Below are 15602 nucleotides of genomic sequence, written 5' to 3'. Positions count from 1 at the left end.
CCACGCGTCAAAGGTGCAGCAGTTTAGAACCGGATCAACGCGTGTGTCACGACAGCCTGGATCTGCACCTCGCTGCCGTCGAGATCGGCCCCTAGGTCAATCGGCCCGTTGTGCCGGGGATTGTGCGAGGCGGGCCAGAGCTCCGCCTTCTCCCCCATCACCTTCAACTGTTTGATCGTGGTTTCGTATAGACCGTGGCGCACGCGGCGGCACAGGACCAGCTTTGCATCGGCTCGCGCCATGAAGTCCTCGGCATCGCGCGCCCAGCTCCACACATCGGTGCACAAGGCCAGAGAGCCTTCCGGCATGAAGCGATCGACGCTGTCGCCGACGACCCGAATCCAATATTGCCGCGCACCCGGTATGCGGTGTTCAGCCGGGACCGGTATGCGCTCGGCGTCCGCCTCCTCGATAGCTGCCACCTCCTTCCATGCCCCCGCCTGTGCCTCTCCGATTAGGGGGAGGGTCACAGTGACAGGTTCAACATGGCTGGAGTCAGGTATCGGAACGACATCGCCGTCGGCCATCGGGCCCTGACCGCTGTAAAGCCATTCGGGCTTTACTCCAAAAAGCAGACCATACAGCTGGGCATATTTGAATGAGAAAGGAGCCGATCCTTTTTCGTGCTGATAGTAGCTTGTCTTCACGCCCCGCCGAGAAAACCGGTCGATCACGTCTTTAGGGCGCTCGAAACCCGCCCGTTCTCGGGCTTGCCGCAAGCGTTTTCCGCGTTCGACTGCATCACTTTCGCTCATGAAGGAAACGCTAGCCGAAACAAATTGTAGGTTCCCTACAAAATTCTCTTGCGTGGTCATTGTAGCTTTCCTACACTCTGCGCATGAATATCACGGACCATTTCCGCTCGATCGTCGAAGAATATCTGACAGCGCGAGACGATCTCAGTGCGACCGCGTTGGGCGTTGCGGCGCTCAATGACCCTCGGTTCGTTCATGATCTTCTCAAGGGAAGGCGCTCCCCGTCGGCCAAGACGATGGACAGAGTGTTGGCTTTCATAGACTCCAATCCCGCGCCCACACCGGAGGCGTCGGCCAAAGCGACGGTCGATGAGGCCGCCTGATGCGCGGCTCCAACTCCTACCCGAATCCTCAGTTTCGCGTGGCGCACCTGTCCAACGCGAACGACGCTCGTCCCTGGCTGCGATGGCCTCGGGGGCGGGGGCGAGCGTCACCTTCTTCACGACGCCTGCTTGCTGCGGAACATGACCGCGCGCGCGTCGTAAAGGTCGGACGCTGCGAGCAGCGCTTCCCGGCCTTCCGCCGTCAGCCACGGGTGGGCGGCAAGTTGCCTAAGTGCCTCCGCTCGCCGTTCCATCTTCTGAGCCAGATCGTCGATTTTCATGACCAGTCCTCCGTGTCGGAGGCTGCATGACGGATGTCATCCATATCGCGCTGACGAAGGGCTATTCGGCAACGATCGACGCTGATGATGCCGAGCGCGTGCTGTCTCACCGTTGGTACGCGAACGAAACCGGCTACGGCGTCTATGCCGCAGCGTACATTCGACCCGCGCCTGATGCCCGTGCTTCGCGTGTCTACCTGCACCGCTTCCTCGTGGGTGCCCGCAAGGGAATGACGGTCGATCACGTCAATCGCGACACGCTGGACAATCGCCGCGCAAATCTTCGCTTTGCGACACCGCTGCGCCAGACGCTCAACCGAGTGACTCCGACGGGGAATGCAGGTTTCAAGGGCGTCTATTTCGACAAGCGGCGCGGAAATTTCCGAGCTTCGATCAAGTTCGAATATCGCGCCCGGCACATCGGTGTTTTCGACACCGCCGAAGCTGCGGCACGCGCATACGACGCCGAGGCCGTGAGGCTCTTCGGCGCCGACGCTCTGCTCAATTTCCCCCCTCATTTAGTCCCCCCTCCCACGGGCTGCCTGCACAGAAGGGCAATCTGCACCTGACTTCCATTCGAACGACCGAGGCCAATTCCAATGACATGTTTCAAGACCCGACCCGCCGACAGCTTCCCGGACGCGGTCACGCGCATCATGGGCGAGCTGACTGCTGAGGGTGCCGGCGAGATCATCGGCACTCGCGGCGGCCGCGTCCGCGCGGCCAGCGACCCCGACCAGGTGAACTACTCGCCGCTCAGCATCGAACAGGCGCTTTTGCTCGACATTGCCTTTGCGAAGGCGACCGGTCGGGAGGGTCCGATGCTCCGCGCCTTCCGGATCCAGTACTGCGCCGAGGTCGGTGACGCCTGCGAGCACCTGCCGATCGTCACGCGCATCGGCTCGATCGCGCGTGAGTCCGGTGAAGCGCTCCACGCGATGAGCGCGATGGTCCACCCCGACAGCCCCGGCGGTGCCGAAACGACACCGAGCGAAGCCCGGGCAGCGATCAAGGAACTCGACGAGATGATCCGCGAAGCCGAGGCGGCGAAGGCCGACCTCATTCGCAAGGCGGGTCTCTCTCGATAGGCCATCCGCCGCGGGCCTCGGTTCCAAGCGCGGCGATATTGCGAAGGAGATCGCCGATGGCGAAGAACGCAAAGCACAAGGGTAACGGGTACGACCTGTCCGTCGTCTCCGAGATTGTCGGACGGCACGAAGAACTCGATGCTGAGTGCGAATCCATCATGGGCAAGGCTCGCCGCGAGTGTCAGTCGCGCCGGGCCGATCAGAAGGAACTTCTGCAGGACGCCGAGGACGCTCATGGCATCCCGAAGAAGGTCCTGCGCGCCGAGCTGCGCATCCGCAAGCAGGAGCGCAAGCTGCAGAAGACCAAGGACGAGATTGACGACGAGATCGTCGACGACGTTCTGAACCTGCACGACCAGCTGGGCGAGTACGCATCCACGCCTCTGGGCGCGGCGGCGGTCAAGAAGGCCGAAGCCGGCGAAGCCGCGACGCAGGAAGCGGCATGAGCGGCGGGCCCGTCATTCTCGCGCTCGATCAGTCGAGCACCCGGACGGGCTATGTCCGGGGGCGACCGGAAGGCCCGGTCGTCCTCGGATCCTATTCAAACGGGGCCTGCAACGAACAATACGGCAAGGCGCTGCTCCGCTACGAGGCCTGGCTCGAGTCAATGCTCGACGGCGTCGACCTGCTGGCCTTCGAGCAGCCTGTCCGACCGTTCCAGAGCCTCAACCTTCACACCGCGCGCCTGCTCTACGGAATCGCCGGTGTCATCGAAATGGTTTCTGAGCGCCGGCGTATCGACTGCTTCGAAGTCGATACCGGCGAGATGAAGAAGCTGATTTTCGGGAAGGGCGGAAAGAAGCCCGACGAAAGCGTCGCCAAGCGCCACGCGAGGCGCTGGGGCTTCGATGCCTCGAACGGCGATGAAGCCGACGCGGCCGGCGTCTTCCTCTTCACCATCCAGCATCAATACCCGGACGCCTTCGACCGGTGGCTCGATCGGAGGGCCGCAGCATGACCACATGGACCGAACAACGAATTGAAACCCTGAAGTCGATGTGGGCGAACGGCGAAAGCGCCGCAGCGATTGCCCGCGCGCTCGGCGGCGTGACGCGAAACGCCGTCATCGGGAAACTTCATCGCCTCGGGATCGGCGGACGTGCTCCGACAGCGATGAAGACAGCGCGCCTCGCCAAGCCCGCGCCTTCAATCGCTGCGGCCGCTGCGAAGGACCGGGGAGGCGCACCGGTTGGCCGACCCCGACAAGCGCGAACGCGCCAGAACGCACCCGCCGAGGATCCGAAGCTCGGTACGAGCAAGCCCAATAACTCGGATCCGAGAAGCGCTAAGCCAGTGCACGTCCTCGACGTTCGCAGCGGGCAGTGCCGCTTTCCGACCTGGAGCGGAACGCCGGAGTTCTCCCAGCTCGTCTATTGCGGCGCCCCTGTGCGTGAGGGGTCCAGCTATTGTGACTGCCATCACAAGCGCACCCGCCAGCAATATCCGACGCGCCAACGGAGCAAGACCGAAAGGTCGGTCGAGCGTGATCTTGATCTGATCGCGGACGCCCGTGCGCGCGGTGGGATGGTGTTCCGATGAGCGGGGCGCCGGCCGGAACGCTAAGCGCGAAGCAGGCGCATGTCTGGGAGCGCGATGAACTGGACTGGTACGTCGAGCCGAAAGCCGCGACGGAGGCACTGTTGACCGTTGAGCGGTTCGTCGGCCCGATCGTGGACCCCAGCTGCGGGCAGGGGAACATCGTCGAGACACTTCGGAGCGCCGGATACGACGCACTGGGAAGCGACATCAAGCGCCGGACAGATGCCACCTGGTTCGCGGGCGAGATCGACTTTCTCGCCGACAGCCCCGCATCGGACCTGTTGAGGCAGGTTCCGAACTTCGCGATGAACCCGCCCTTCTTCAAAGCGAAGGGGGCTGAGGCCTTCATTCGCCGCGCGCTCGGGTTTGCGACCGGGAAGGTCTGTGCGTTTGTCGACATCAAGTTCCTCGCCGGCGCGAAGCGCGCGGAAGGACTGTTCACCGAATTCCCGCCTTCGCGGATCTGGATCATCACCCCGCGTGTCTCGTGCCCTCCGGGGCATGTCCTCGTCGACGGCGGAAAGGCGTCCGGCGGTACGGCGGACTGGTGCTGGCTCGTCTGGGATCGGACCGCCCCCGCAAATGGCACGTCACTGGATTGGCTGAGGAAAGAGTCATGAGCAATCGATCTGCTGACGAAATTCGCCGGGACGCCCTGCGCGTGTCCCTTTCCGTCTCGGAAGCCGTCCGCCGGCTCAATCGCATGGGCCACAAGATCAGCGATAGCGGCCTGCACACGTGGGCTGAGCGGCGGGGTTACGCGATCGACACGCTGCTATTGCGTGCACCTGGCGCCGACGTGCCTGGCGACCCATGCAGCCGCTCAGGGGCGGAACGGCTAGCGGTGGCGATCAAAGCCTACTGGCGCTCGCGCGGCCATGAAGTCGCGGTTCGCATTGAGTCCGGTGGCTGGACCAAGAAGCTTCGCTCCGAGCGCTTCGATGTGCGCAGCGAGCTCGTGAACGGCCTGCCACCGAGGCAGCCATGACGGGCCTTGAACCCCTTGTCGAACCGAAACCCGAGGGACGCCCGCTCGACGGCGCTGTGGGACGTATTCGCGTGAAAATTCCCTACCGGGTCGCTTGCCAGATCGCGGCGGTCCGGTTGACCGAGAACGGCGGGCTTGAGGGCCAGTCGGTCCGCACGGGCCAGTGGGGAGACATTATCGCGCTCGGCGCGGAGAGGTTCGGATGATGGAACTGGAAGAAGAAACCGCGCGGAAGAACCCGCACAATCTGGACGCCGAACAGGCGTTCCTTGGGGCGCTGTTCTACGACAACTCGCTCCTCGAGCAGGTCTCTGCCTGGCTGAAGCCCGAACACTTCTACGACCCGGTGCACGGGCGGATCTATGAGCGCGCGGTCGACATGATCACGCACGGTCAGCTCGCCGATTCCGTAACGCTGAAACAGAGCTTCGAGGCCGACGACGGCATCGCCGAGATTGGCGGGACGCGTTATCTCGCTGTACTGCTCGAAGCTGCTGCGGACAGTGCCGCTGCGGTCGAATACGCGCGCATGGTCCAAGACCTGTCGGTCCGCCGGGCATTGTTGAAGCTGTCTCGTGACATCACGGCCAGCGCTGAGCGTTCATGGACGGCCATGCCGACGACCGAACTCGTCGAGCGCGCGGAGACCGAGCTGGTCGAACTCGCACGCGGCGGCATTGAGCACGAGAAGCGCGTTTCCTCGCTTTACGGTGCAGCGGGCCGCGTCCTGAGTGACGTCTCGGGCGAAACCCGAACCGCCGCCGTCACGACCGGGATCTCCGATCTCGACAGGGCTCTGGCTGGGGGGCTTCGCCGGTCAAAGCTCTACATCGTCGCCGGTCGCCCCGGAATGGCGAAGACCGTCCTCGGGCTGGCCATCCAGCATGGCGGCGCTTCGGCTGGTTTCTTCTCGCCGATGGTTCAGAACGAGATGGACGCGGACGAGGTCGCCGAGCGGTACATGTCGATGCTGGCCGCGACCGATACCGAACTGTCGTCCTTCGACCGCATCACCTATGAGGACATCGCGCGTTGGCGCACCGGTGAGAGCGATGAACCGAACCGCGCTCAGCGTGCCGCAATGGAGCGTGCACGAGAACGCATGCGTGATCTGCCGATGCCAATCATTGATGGCGCCGGCATGACCGTTCCCGGTATCCGGAGCCGACTGCGCCGCATGTACCGTGATGCCGAGCGTGACGGCTTCCAGCCAGGTCCGTTGATCATCGACTACCTGCAGCTGATCGAAGCTCACACGCAGCGCGGGAACAGCCTGACCGCTGAGGTCACTGACATTGCGAACGGGCTGAAGCAGCTCGCCAAGGAACTGAAGGTACCTGTCGTTGCCCTGTCGCAGCTGTCGCGTGCGTGCGAGCAGCGGCAGGACAAGCGACCGCACCTCGGTGACCTGCGCGAATCCGGGGCGATCGAGCAGAACGCCGACGCCGTTCTGATGCTGTACCGCGAAGCCTATTACGCCGAACAGGAGGAGGCTCCTGTCGGCGTCGACGCCGCGGCCGAGTGGGCTGACAGGTGCAATGACCGCACGCTCGAGGTGCTGATCCGGAAGCTTCGCGGCGGCAAGACCGGCGTCGTCCGGCTTCATGCTGATGTCGCGCGCAACCTCGTCACCAACAAAGCGGCCGATTGGGTCGAACAGGGGAGGGCGGCTTGACCGATCCCTATTACCGCATGTTCCCGCGCGAGTGGGACGATCTGACGTCCTGTCTCTCGCTTCGTGAGGAGGCCGGCCTGCTTCAGCTGTGCAACGCGGCTTTCATCGCCGGCGGGAAGCTGATCGACGAGGCTGAAACCGACCGGGCATTGGCTGCTCGCTGCCGTGTCAGTCCGCGGCGGTGGCAAGCGATCAAGGCGCGCCTGTTCGACACGGGGTTGATTGAGATCATCGACGGTCAGCTTCAGCCAGGGGCCATTCTTGGGCCTCGTGGGAGAAGACCCATCTCGGCCGAAGAGCGCGCGGCTGTCGAGGCTGAGTGCGGGGGCGCGTGCGTCTACTGCGGCACGACTGAGGGACCGTTCGAAATCGATCACGTCATTCCGGTCGCGCGCGGAGGCCGTCATCACCGGCGAAACTTCGCTCTCGCCTGCCAACCCTGCAATCGACGCAAGGGGGCCAAGACCCCCGAGGAGTGGCTTCAATGAACGGTCTTCCGTATTACCGAGCCTTTCCCCGAGACTTCATCGAAGGCACCGTCGGCATGAGCTTCGAGGAGAAGGCGGCATACCGCCTCGTGCTCGATCTCATCTACCTGCAGAACGGCCGTCTGCCGGACGATGCCCGGTACATTTCGGGGCTGCTCGGATGCTCCGTTCGGAAGTGGAACGCACTTCGGGAAACGCTCATCGAGAAGGGCAAGATCTACGCTAAAGACGGGATTATCTCGAACTTACGCGCCGATAAAGAGCTCGAAACAACGGAAACACTGCGAGAAAAAAAGCGCGAAAATGCGTCCGGCCCTAGGAAAAACAGGGACTTAAAAAAGCGACCGCTAAGCGATACAGATACAGATACAAATAACCCCCCTAACCCCCCTGACGGGGGGAACGTCCCCCCGCGTGATGGCAAGCCAGTCGCACCGAGCGATCCGCCAGAAGAAGACCCACCTGTCGAGGACCCGTGGAAGTTCTTCACCCGCTTCTGGGAAGCGTACCCATCCGAAGGCAAGGTCAGCGCCAGCGAAGACCGAGCTCGGTTTGCGTTCGGACCGGCCGCGGTGAAGCTTGGGGCCGAGCGCGTCGCCCGGTCCGCCGAGAACTATGCCCGGGCTGTGAAGGACGCGAATACCAAGCCCGTCAGCATCTTCCGCTTCCTGACCGTTTCGGAGGGCCTGATCGAGCGCTATGGCGCTGCGGCAGGTGGCGGTGGCCGGTCGGCGGAGAGCTGGCGCGCCGTGGTGCGGCTGTACGCCGACAAGGGCCTGTGGTCTGTGCCTGGCTCAGGCCCGCCCGGCGCTCGGGACTGCCGCGTTCCGCCCGAGATCCTCGCTGAATTCGGCTATGGCGACGCCAAGCCGCCGCTCAAGGTCGTCGGGGGTGCTGCATGAACCGGAGGCTGCCTCTTCCCGAGCCGGGCCGCGACGGGAACCCGCTCGAGCTGGCCGCCCGTGCCCGGGTCAACCAGAACCCGAAGGAGCCTGACCAGTGGGCCCCATTCGACGTGTCGCACCCGATCGAGAAGATGCGGCTGCGCGGTTCTCTCGGGGCAGACGCCCTTCAGATCGACCTGCGCTATCGTGCAGCTCGTGTCTGGTTCGTGTTTTGGAACCGGGCATTCGGGTACGGCCATGACACGACGCTGAGGGAATCGGTCGACGGGGGAGGTGACGGAACCGGGTCAGCGAACGCGCGCGCTCAGGCCGTGATCGATCGCACAAAGATCCTCGGTCAGCCGGGTATGACGCGCCGGCGCTTCTACGACCTCGATGCGATCTGCGGAGGGGGAAGCCGGATCAGCGAATTGGCCCAGGCGACCCATCGCGACCAGAAAACCGTGCGGGAATCGCTCCTGACCGGCCTCGACGTGGTGGCCGGATTTCAACCTTGGGACCGCTACATACAAGGGATTCCGACGCTCTCAGTACAATTTGTTGCGAAAGCATCTTGACCAGACCCCCCGTTTTCGACCCATAAATCGTCATGTTCGAGATCCACGCCCGGTGCCAAGCGGCCCGGGCGTTTCGATTCCCGAGAGGGAGTGCAGGCGGCGTGGAAAGCAGACACGCAGGCTGACGAGTTGAGGGGGACGCCTTGGTAGGGGCGACCTTTGCGAGAGTGGGCGCGGCCATCGAAACCCGCCTGTGCAACGTGGATGATGGGAGTTCGAATCTCTCCACGCTCCGCCGGAGTAGCGCCCGGCCCTGCACAATCATTCAGCTCCGCCCTAACCCGACGGGGTTTTTCTATTCGGCATGGTGCCGGATGCCCGTCCGTTGTGGCGGGCTTTTTCATGCCCGGTCGAGGCCGGGGCTTGGAGAGTGAGATGGCGAAGGAAATTTCGCAAGAATACACCAAGATTGAGTATCGCATCCGCCCGGTTACGCGCTGGTATGTGAGCCGGTTCCACCAACAGACCGACGGCGGCGGGGCCGAGGCGAAGGGCGAGTTTGACAGCGCGCAGGTCGCCTATGAGGTTGGCTACGCGCTTTGCAAGGCTGAACACGACGCGCTTGGGTGGCCTCCGGGTGACGAGCGCATTCAATACCCGCGCCAGCCAGACGAGAACATGGCGGCATTCGTCGCGTGGCTGTCCAATCGGACGCCCGAGGAGCTGTTTCAGGCAGAAGACCCAAAGGCATTTTGGGCTGATATCGTGTATAAGGCCCAACGCTGCGCAGGAGCAGCCTAGCCAAGTTTTCCCGTCCCTGCACAACAATTCAAAGCTCCCTGTGCGGGGAGTGGTGGAGGCGGAGGATACCCATCCTTAGCCCCTCGTGAGCCCCGGCCTCGTGCCGGGGTTCGCGTTTCAGAGCGTCGTTTCGGGTTCTAATGTTCCGCCAGACTCTGCTGGAGGTTCCGTCAAACCCGTTCTCGCGTTCTCCGCAGGCGAAACCATGAGTATCGAGCTCGCGCATCCCGCCAAAAATAATGTCGCGGCAAAACGGGGAAGCCAGGCGATCCCCAAGATGACTAATCGGTATTCCGGCTGTTCTGAGGGTTTGGCGTCATACGTTTGGCAGCGTTTCAGCATTTGGTCTGCTTCAACCAAGACGTATTGGCTCAGCCCACCGATTGCTGCTCCGGCAAGGAAAATCCAAGCCGGCCATGTCGCCAGTGACCCATGCTCAATCACGTTCACGTTTGCATAAATCGCGAGGCACGTGCTGAGCGCGGCGCCGTTTGCGATCGTAAGACCCAAATTTAGTTTTCCGTGCTCGTTGCGGATGTGATGATCAACGGGGTCTTTATCGTAGGGCATTTAGCCTTCTCCAGTAAATCGAGCCGATCTTTAGTACTTGCGCCAGAACTATATTTGTTCTGAGGAGGTCCAATGCAAGGGGAGCCTATCAGCTGCAGCCTCGTGCACGGCGGCCAGACCTTCGGCATCACCGGCTGGGCGCGAGCAGGGCGATGGACGGTGATCGCTGGCGTGGCAACCATTGCGCCGTTTCAAACGGACGCCGGGCATAAGGCCTGCGCCATCACCCAGGCGGTCGCAGAGGTGGCGCGCTTCATCGCTGAACCCGATGGCCAGACGCTCCACGATTTCGCAAGCACGGTACACGCCGGCAATGGAAAGGGGAGCGCCCTTGATGTCGTTCTCGCCGCCATGAAAGCCGCGGAAATTGCGATAGCCGCAAACGCTGCATAACGGGTTGAGAGTTCAGCTTTTGACCGAATGCGCCACGACACTCGCGAGACGACGGCGGTTGTCCATCACACCGAGCACCGCGCGGCATCCTTCGTTCGGACACGTCACGGTGTTCAGCTTCACGGTTCGCTTGGTCCCGGAATAGTTCGCTGGCAGGGTGGTGATCGACAGCTGGTCGATCTCGGATTCGCAGTAAGGGCAGACGGGAAGCATGTCGATCTCCAACGAGTCAGTCCCTGAACCGAAACCTGTCTCTGGCCCGAGCGCAATCGCTCGCGAGAACATTTCCCCAACTCTCTCGTTGAAAGCCGCGTCGCGGATCACCGATTCCATCATCTACGGACTGTGTGGACCCGACGGTGCGGTCTTCTACGTCGGGCAGACTCGAAGCGCCCGTTCCCGTATGGCGAGCCACCGGAACGTCAGAACGAAGAACGCTGCACTACGTGAACGCCTCGACGCACTGCGCGGAAAGGTCCGGGTGGTCATCCTTCAACGGAACCCGACCGACCTGAACGCCGCTGAGCGCCGGCACATCGCGCGGTATGGCGATCAGCTCGTGAACCTTGTCGGTGCGGATCATTGGTCTTGGTCGACCAATAGCGACGTGCCGTGGGCTGCAGGAACGGGAATCCTCTGCCCGAGCGCGTTCGCCCTCCAGCGCACGCCAGAGCACATGAAGCCAGCAATACGCGAGGCCATGTCCCGGATGAGCGTGAAGGAGCGGTGCGCGTTTGAACTGCGCGTCCTCATGGACCTGCCGATCGGGTTTCGCCTGCGCTTCGATCGCTGGTGTGAGATCGCCGGTCCGAAGATGCTCGCCGTCCTCGAGGCGTAGCGGGCGAAAACATCACCAATCGGAGAGGCGCAATGGCCGCTCTCAAGAATGCGCGCCACGAAGCGTTCGCTCGGGCGCTCGCAAAAGGAATGGGCGTCACCGAGGCGTATGTCGCAGCGGGCTATCGATCCAGCCCCGCGGCCGCCACCCGGTTGTCAAAGACTGTCAAAGTCTCGGCGAGACTCACGGAACTCCAGAACAAGGGGGCCGAACGCGCCGCTGTGACCGCTGAATCGCTCAGTGCCGAACTCGAAGAGGCTCGCTCGATCGCCCTTGCGGAAAAGCAGGTATCGGCAGCGGTGTCCGCCACGATGGGGAAGGCGAAGCTCTTCGGGATCGGCGTTGAGCACCGCCGGGTCAGCGGAACAATCGGCCTCGTGACGGTCACGCCCAAGGATCTGGAAGGGTTGACCGAAGATGAGCTTGCCAGCCTTGAACGAGCCTACCCCGTTCTCGAAAAGCTCGGGCTTGTTGGGGGCAATCAGAGCGGAGAGGGCGCGTAGGGAGACCGCTGCGCAGGCAGGGGGCTGGGAGAAGGAACGCGCGCGCTGCGCAGCGGACATCATCTACTGGACGGAAAAGTGGGTCTGGACCTACGACCCGCGCCTCGTCGGGAAGCCAGGCGGGGCCTTCGTGCCCTTCAAACTCTGGCCGAAGCAGAAAGAGTTCCTGCGCTGGCTCGAGCAGCGCGTCGAGGCGAATGAGGAAGGCCTGCTCGAGAAGAGCCGGGACGTAGGCGCGACCTATCTGTGCGCCCTGTTCGCACTCCACCGCTGGATGTTTCATCCGGGATTCAAGACAACGTTCGGCTCGCGCAAGGTCGATTACGTGGACAAGAAGGACAACCCGGACAGCATCTTCGCAAAGCTGCGGATCATGCTCCGGCGCCAGCCGCCCGAGCTGCTCCCGAAGGGCTTCAACCCGGCGCAGCACGACAACTACATGCGCCTCGTGAACCCGGAAACGGAGACGGTGATTTCCGGCGAGGGCGGCGAGGACATGGGCCGGGGCGGCCGATCCTCGCTCTACGTGATGGACGAGGCGGCTTTCGTGCCGAACGCCGAGACGGTCGAGAAGGCGCTGTCGGGCAATACCGATTGCGTCCTCTGGGTGTCCTCGGTCAACGGCATGGGGAACCTCTTCGCGCGGAAGCGGCACAGGATCCTCGCCAGCCGGCAGGTCTTCCGCCTGCACTGGCGCGACGACCCGCGGAAGACCGAGGAGTGGGCCCGGGCAAAGGAGGCGAGCTTCTCCGACCCCACGACCTGGGCCAGCGAGTACGACATCGATTATTCGGCGTCGGTCGAGGGAATCTGTATTCCGGCGGCATGGGTAGAGAGCGCCAAGCGCCTAGCCGTGCTCGAACCCGGGCTGAAGGCCTCGGCCAAAACCGTCCTCGGTCTCGACGTGGGCGCAGGGAAGGCGAAATCGGTCGCGATTCCGAGAAGCGGTCCGGTCGTGAATGTTCCTCGCTCACGTCGAGACCCGGACACGACAGAGACCGCTCATTGGGCGCTCGAGATCGCCAAGGAATTGAACGCAGGGCAACTCAGTTTCGATGCGCCAGGCGTCGGAGCGGGCGTGTCGTCCACGCTGACCAAGAATCCCGCGGACGGCCTCACGGTCGTACCGGTTAATACCGGTGTACCGCCGAGCGATCGCAAATGGCCCGATGGCCGGACCTCCGAGGAGACGTTCGGCAATCTGAAGGCCGAGATCTGGTGGCTCTGCCGGACCGCGCTGCAACGAACACACGAACACGTCCAGTTCCTCGAGGGGAAGGAGACCGGCCGGAAGCATCCGCTTTCGGACCTCCTCGCCCTGCCGTCTGGAGACAGGGAGAGCGACGAGCTCTGCCTTCAGCTCTCGCTGGTGAAATGGGAACGCAATGAGCGAGGCAAGATCATGATTGAGAAGAAGTCCTCGCTCGAACGGCGCGGGATTGCCAGTCCGGACTACGCGGACTCGCTGATGCTCACCTTTGTTGATCCGCCAGCGGAGCCAGAACCATTCCGCTGGCACGTGGCATGATCGGCGAGGGCGAGGCATGAACGTCCTGAGGCATCTGTCGCGCTTGATCCCGGGAACGAAGGCGAGCGCCGCCTCCGGCATGATCGCGGCGCGCTCGCTCGGCCAGCCGGTTTGGACGCCGCGGCGCTTCGACAAGATCGCGGAGGAATCCTACAAGCGGAACGCCATCGCGTTCGCATGCGTCAAGCGGATCGCTTCCGGCTGTGCGTCCGTTCGGTGGCTTCTTCATCGCCGTGGCGGAGAGGAAGTAGAACAGCACCCTCTGCTCGACCTCCTCGAAAACCCGTCCCCGTGCGTCGGCGGGCGGCAATTCCTCGAGGCGGTGTATGCGTACCTGCTTCTCGCGGGAAACACCTACATCGAAGCCGTCGGCCCGAAGCGGGCAAGCGCCCCGCCGCGCGAACTTTGGCCGCTGCGACCCGACCGGATGAAGGTCGTTCCTGGCCCGGCTTCGCTGCCAAAGGCGTTCGAGTACGAGGTTGGTGGGTTGAAGACCCGCTGGGAGATGGACCCGCTCAAAGGCACCGGGCCCATTCTTCACCTGCGGGACTTCAATCCGCTCGATGACTGGTACGGCATGAGCCGCATCGAAGCGGCCGCATACGGTGTCGATCGCCACAATGCCGCTGGCGCCCATAACAAGGCGCTCCTCGACAACCAGTGCCGGCCCTCCGGCGCGCTCGTCTTCAAGCCGATCAAGAATCCGGACGGCTCCTACCAGTCGGCACCGGAGGAGGTGATCGAAAAGGCCAAGAAGCGCCTCGACGAGACGCATGGCGGCAGCTCGAACGCGGGTCGGCCGATGGTCCTCGGCGGCGATGTCGCGTGGGAGGAAATGGGCCTCAGCCCGAAGGATATGGACTTCGCGGCGGGCAAGGACGACGCGGCCTGGGATATCTGCGTCGCGCTCGGCTTTCCGCCTGTCCTGATGGTCAAGGGGCAGGCGACCTATAACAACGTCAAGGAAGCCAAGCTCGAGCTGTGGGAGGAGACCAACCTTCCGCTGATCGCTCACCTCTGCGCTGGCCTGAATTCCTGGCTCGTTCCGCAGTTCGGCGACGATCTGGTGCTCAGCCCTGATCTCGACGGAATCAGCGCGCTCGAGCCGCGCCGTGAGAGCAAGCGCAAGTCGACACTGGAACTCGTCGAAGCGGGGATTATCGACGCCGACGAGGCGCGCGAGAGCCTGCAGTTCGGCAAGCGGCCCGCCAATGCTGTCGAAAAGGTCGACGCGGCGGTCCTGAACGCGCTCGTGAACGCCGTTGCGGACGCCGGCACCCTGCCGCTCGTGCGCTATTTGCGCAGCGTGGGCCTGTACGACGCGTCCATGACCGACGAGCAGCTGATCGCGTTCGCTGAGGCAGAAACGGCGCGCCTGACCGGGGCTAACCCCGATGAAGCGGGCGAAACGACCGACGAGAGCACGGATCCTGACGAAGAGGACGAAGCCGATGCAGATTGACACCATTCCCGGCGCGACGGTCATGCTCGGCGCGCCTGAAGGCTGGGACCCGCGCGTCGACGGTGTCGAGTGCCACGTCCTCCCGGCGATCTACGACGGCCAGCGCTTCGTGAGCCAGTGGAAGCCAACACCCGACGAAGTCGCCGCGATCTTCGCCGGCGCTCCCATTCATCTCCACGTCTACGGCGAAGGGCATCCGCCCGTCGCCCTCAGCGTCGGCCCGGTCCCAGGCCGGGAGCGGCGCACCACCCCTGCGGCTGAGGAGGGTTAGCCGGATGAGAATGCTTGAATTGAAAGACGGGCAGTTCCGGGGCGATCTCGGAGCGGCCATCCCGCTCGAACTCGACAGCAAGGCCGTGACCGAGGAGGGCGAGTTCGAGGGATATGCAGCCATCTACGGCAACCGCGACCTGGGCGACGACATCGTTCAGGCCGGTGCCTTTGACGAAAGCCTGCGCGAGCGGCCCGCCGGGCGCGTGAAGATGCTCTGGCAGCACGACACGCGGAAACCGATCGGTGTCTGGCGCGAGTTCGTTTCGGACTCGAAGGGTCTGTTCTGCCGGGGCAAGCTTCTGCTGACCACGGTCGGCGGCAAGGAAGCCCACGAGTTCATGAAGGCCGGCGCGATCGATAGCCTTTCGATCGGCTACCGAACCCGCGAATACCGGATCGACCGCGAGAACGGTGTTCGCATCATCGAAAAGGCCGAGCTCATGGAGGTCTCGGCCGTCACCTTCCCCATGAACCCCGAAGCGCGCATTGCCGGGGTGAAGGGTGAGGTGCCTGATATCCGCACTTTGGAACGGGTGCTCAAGCGTGACGCTGGGCTATCCGCTTCTCAGGCCAAGGCGCTTCTCGCGTCTGGCTACTCCGCCATCCATGACGAGCGTGACGCCGGAACGGATGGAGACGAGGCCGAGGGCCTCAAACGGCTCGCGGAACTGTTCCGCAGCTGATCTTCATCGAAA

At 63.4% G+C, this 15602-nt stretch carries 25 protein-coding genes; 21 read left to right on the top strand and 4 right to left on the bottom strand.

Annotated elements, in window-relative coordinates:
* Window positions 1–23 precede the first annotated feature (23 nt).
* Complete coding sequence (locus ACFOOR_RS02720) at window positions 24–815, bottom strand: LexA family transcriptional regulator (RefSeq protein WP_343163896.1); 792 nt, start codon at window positions 813–815, stop codon at window positions 24–26.
* 23 nt (window positions 816–838) lie between these two features.
* Between ACFOOR_RS02720 and ACFOOR_RS02715 the strand changes: the two genes are divergently transcribed.
* On the top strand, window positions 839–1078 hold the full coding sequence (locus ACFOOR_RS02715; protein WP_343163895.1) for a hypothetical protein: 240 nt from the start codon (window positions 839–841) through the stop codon (window positions 1076–1078).
* 116 nt (window positions 1079–1194) lie between these two features.
* Here ACFOOR_RS02715 and ACFOOR_RS02710 read toward each other — a convergent pair whose 3' ends face one another.
* Window positions 1195–1359, bottom strand: coding sequence for a hypothetical protein (locus ACFOOR_RS02710; RefSeq protein WP_343163894.1), 165 nt, complete (start codon window positions 1357–1359; stop codon window positions 1195–1197).
* A 26-nt stretch (window positions 1360–1385) separates the two neighbouring features.
* Between ACFOOR_RS02710 and ACFOOR_RS02705 the strand changes: the two genes are divergently transcribed.
* From ACFOOR_RS02705 to ACFOOR_RS02645, 13 genes are all read left to right on the top strand, one after another.
* The gene (locus ACFOOR_RS02705; RefSeq protein WP_343163893.1) at window positions 1386–1928 is read left to right on the top strand and encodes an HNH endonuclease; all 543 of its coding nucleotides are present in this window, start codon (window positions 1386–1388) and stop codon (window positions 1926–1928) included.
* Window positions 1929–1958: 30 nt separating this feature from the next.
* Entirely contained in the window at window positions 1959–2447 is a 489-nt protein-coding gene (locus ACFOOR_RS02700; protein ID WP_343163892.1) for a hypothetical protein, read from the top strand.
* Between the two features lie 56 nt (window positions 2448–2503).
* Window positions 2504–2893: a hypothetical protein gene (locus tag ACFOOR_RS02695; RefSeq protein ID WP_343163891.1), complete on the top strand. Its 390-nt coding sequence runs from the start codon at window positions 2504–2506 to the stop codon at window positions 2891–2893.
* Complete coding sequence (locus ACFOOR_RS02690) at window positions 2890–3405, top strand: hypothetical protein (protein ID WP_343163890.1); 516 nt, start codon at window positions 2890–2892, stop codon at window positions 3403–3405. Before ACFOOR_RS02695 ends, ACFOOR_RS02690 begins: the two co-directional genes overlap by 4 nt.
* Window positions 3402–3986, top strand: coding sequence for a GcrA family cell cycle regulator (locus ACFOOR_RS02685; protein WP_343163889.1), 585 nt, complete (start codon window positions 3402–3404; stop codon window positions 3984–3986). Before ACFOOR_RS02690 ends, ACFOOR_RS02685 begins: the two co-directional genes overlap by 4 nt.
* Window positions 3983–4606 (top strand): hypothetical protein, encoded by a 624-nt coding sequence (locus tag ACFOOR_RS02680; RefSeq protein ID WP_343163888.1) that lies wholly within the window; start codon window positions 3983–3985, stop codon window positions 4604–4606. The genes ACFOOR_RS02685 and ACFOOR_RS02680 overlap by 4 nt, the downstream gene beginning before the upstream one ends.
* A complete protein-coding gene (locus ACFOOR_RS02675) occupies window positions 4603–4974 on the top strand; it encodes a hypothetical protein (protein ID WP_343163887.1) in 372 nt (123 codons plus the stop codon). The genes ACFOOR_RS02680 and ACFOOR_RS02675 overlap by 4 nt, the downstream gene beginning before the upstream one ends.
* Window positions 4971–5180 carry a hypothetical protein gene (locus tag ACFOOR_RS02670; protein ID WP_343163886.1) on the top strand — a complete coding sequence of 70 codons (210 nt, stop codon included), beginning with the start codon at window positions 4971–4973 and terminating at the stop codon, window positions 5178–5180. The genes ACFOOR_RS02675 and ACFOOR_RS02670 overlap by 4 nt, the downstream gene beginning before the upstream one ends.
* A complete protein-coding gene (locus ACFOOR_RS02665) occupies window positions 5177–6649 on the top strand; it encodes a DnaB-like helicase C-terminal domain-containing protein (RefSeq protein ID WP_343163885.1) in 1473 nt (490 codons plus the stop codon). Before ACFOOR_RS02670 ends, ACFOOR_RS02665 begins: the two co-directional genes overlap by 4 nt.
* Window positions 6646–7137 (top strand): HNH endonuclease, encoded by a 492-nt coding sequence (locus tag ACFOOR_RS02660; RefSeq protein WP_343163884.1) that lies wholly within the window; start codon window positions 6646–6648, stop codon window positions 7135–7137. Before ACFOOR_RS02665 ends, ACFOOR_RS02660 begins: the two co-directional genes overlap by 4 nt.
* The gene (locus ACFOOR_RS02655; protein WP_343163883.1) at window positions 7134–8039 is read left to right on the top strand and encodes a YdaU family protein; all 906 of its coding nucleotides are present in this window, start codon (window positions 7134–7136) and stop codon (window positions 8037–8039) included. The genes ACFOOR_RS02660 and ACFOOR_RS02655 overlap by 4 nt, the downstream gene beginning before the upstream one ends.
* Window positions 8036–8599: a hypothetical protein gene (locus ACFOOR_RS02650; protein WP_343163882.1), complete on the top strand. Its 564-nt coding sequence runs from the start codon at window positions 8036–8038 to the stop codon at window positions 8597–8599. The genes ACFOOR_RS02655 and ACFOOR_RS02650 overlap by 4 nt, the downstream gene beginning before the upstream one ends.
* A 375-nt stretch (window positions 8600–8974) precedes the next feature.
* Window positions 8975–9340: a hypothetical protein gene (locus tag ACFOOR_RS02645; protein WP_343163881.1), complete on the top strand. Its 366-nt coding sequence runs from the start codon at window positions 8975–8977 to the stop codon at window positions 9338–9340.
* Window positions 9341–9457: 117 nt separating this feature from the next.
* On the opposite strand, the gene ACFOOR_RS02640 is transcribed toward ACFOOR_RS02645, so the two are convergent.
* Entirely contained in the window at window positions 9458–9910 is a 453-nt protein-coding gene (locus ACFOOR_RS02640) for a hypothetical protein (protein ID WP_343163880.1), read from the bottom strand.
* 72 nt (window positions 9911–9982) lie between these two features.
* Between ACFOOR_RS02640 and ACFOOR_RS02635 the strand changes: the two genes are divergently transcribed.
* Window positions 9983–10303 carry a hypothetical protein gene (locus tag ACFOOR_RS02635; protein ID WP_343163879.1) on the top strand — a complete coding sequence of 107 codons (321 nt, stop codon included), beginning with the start codon at window positions 9983–9985 and terminating at the stop codon, window positions 10301–10303.
* A 12-nt stretch (window positions 10304–10315) separates the two neighbouring features.
* On the opposite strand, the gene ACFOOR_RS02630 is transcribed toward ACFOOR_RS02635, so the two are convergent.
* Window positions 10316–10516: a hypothetical protein gene (locus ACFOOR_RS02630; RefSeq protein ID WP_343163878.1), complete on the bottom strand. Its 201-nt coding sequence runs from the start codon at window positions 10514–10516 to the stop codon at window positions 10316–10318.
* On the opposite strand from ACFOOR_RS02630, the gene ACFOOR_RS02625 reads away from it, so the two are divergent.
* The 6 genes from ACFOOR_RS02625 (at window position 10515) to ACFOOR_RS02600 (ending at window position 15590) form a co-directional block, all read left to right on the top strand.
* On the top strand, window positions 10515–11141 hold the full coding sequence (locus tag ACFOOR_RS02625; RefSeq protein ID WP_343163877.1) for a GIY-YIG nuclease family protein: 627 nt from the start codon (window positions 10515–10517) through the stop codon (window positions 11139–11141). The genes ACFOOR_RS02630 and ACFOOR_RS02625 overlap by 2 nt on opposite strands.
* 32 nt (window positions 11142–11173) lie before the next feature.
* The gene (locus tag ACFOOR_RS02620) at window positions 11174–11644 is read left to right on the top strand and encodes a terminase small subunit (protein ID WP_343163876.1); all 471 of its coding nucleotides are present in this window, start codon (window positions 11174–11176) and stop codon (window positions 11642–11644) included.
* A 130-nt stretch (window positions 11645–11774) separates the two neighbouring features.
* Complete coding sequence (locus ACFOOR_RS02615; RefSeq protein ID WP_343163875.1) at window positions 11775–13172, top strand: hypothetical protein; 1398 nt, start codon at window positions 11775–11777, stop codon at window positions 13170–13172.
* Window positions 13173–13188: 16 nt separating this feature from the next.
* On the top strand, window positions 13189–14634 hold the full coding sequence (locus tag ACFOOR_RS02610; protein ID WP_343163874.1) for a phage portal protein: 1446 nt from the start codon (window positions 13189–13191) through the stop codon (window positions 14632–14634).
* Entirely contained in the window at window positions 14624–14905 is a 282-nt protein-coding gene (locus ACFOOR_RS02605) for a hypothetical protein (protein WP_343163873.1), read from the top strand. Before ACFOOR_RS02610 ends, ACFOOR_RS02605 begins: the two co-directional genes overlap by 11 nt.
* Before the next feature lie 4 nt (window positions 14906–14909).
* Window positions 14910–15590, top strand: a complete 681-nt coding sequence (locus tag ACFOOR_RS02600) for an HK97 family phage prohead protease (protein WP_343163872.1) — start codon at window positions 14910–14912, stop codon at window positions 15588–15590.
* Window positions 15591–15602 lie beyond the last annotated feature (12 nt).

This window comes from Hyphobacterium vulgare (assembly GCF_042643335.1).
In the GTDB taxonomy this organism is placed as follows: domain Bacteria; phylum Pseudomonadota; class Alphaproteobacteria; order Caulobacterales; family Maricaulaceae; genus Hyphobacterium; species Hyphobacterium vulgare.
Note: the sequence above shows the minus strand (reverse complement) of the source record. Positions and strands in the feature narration are given on the sequence as shown.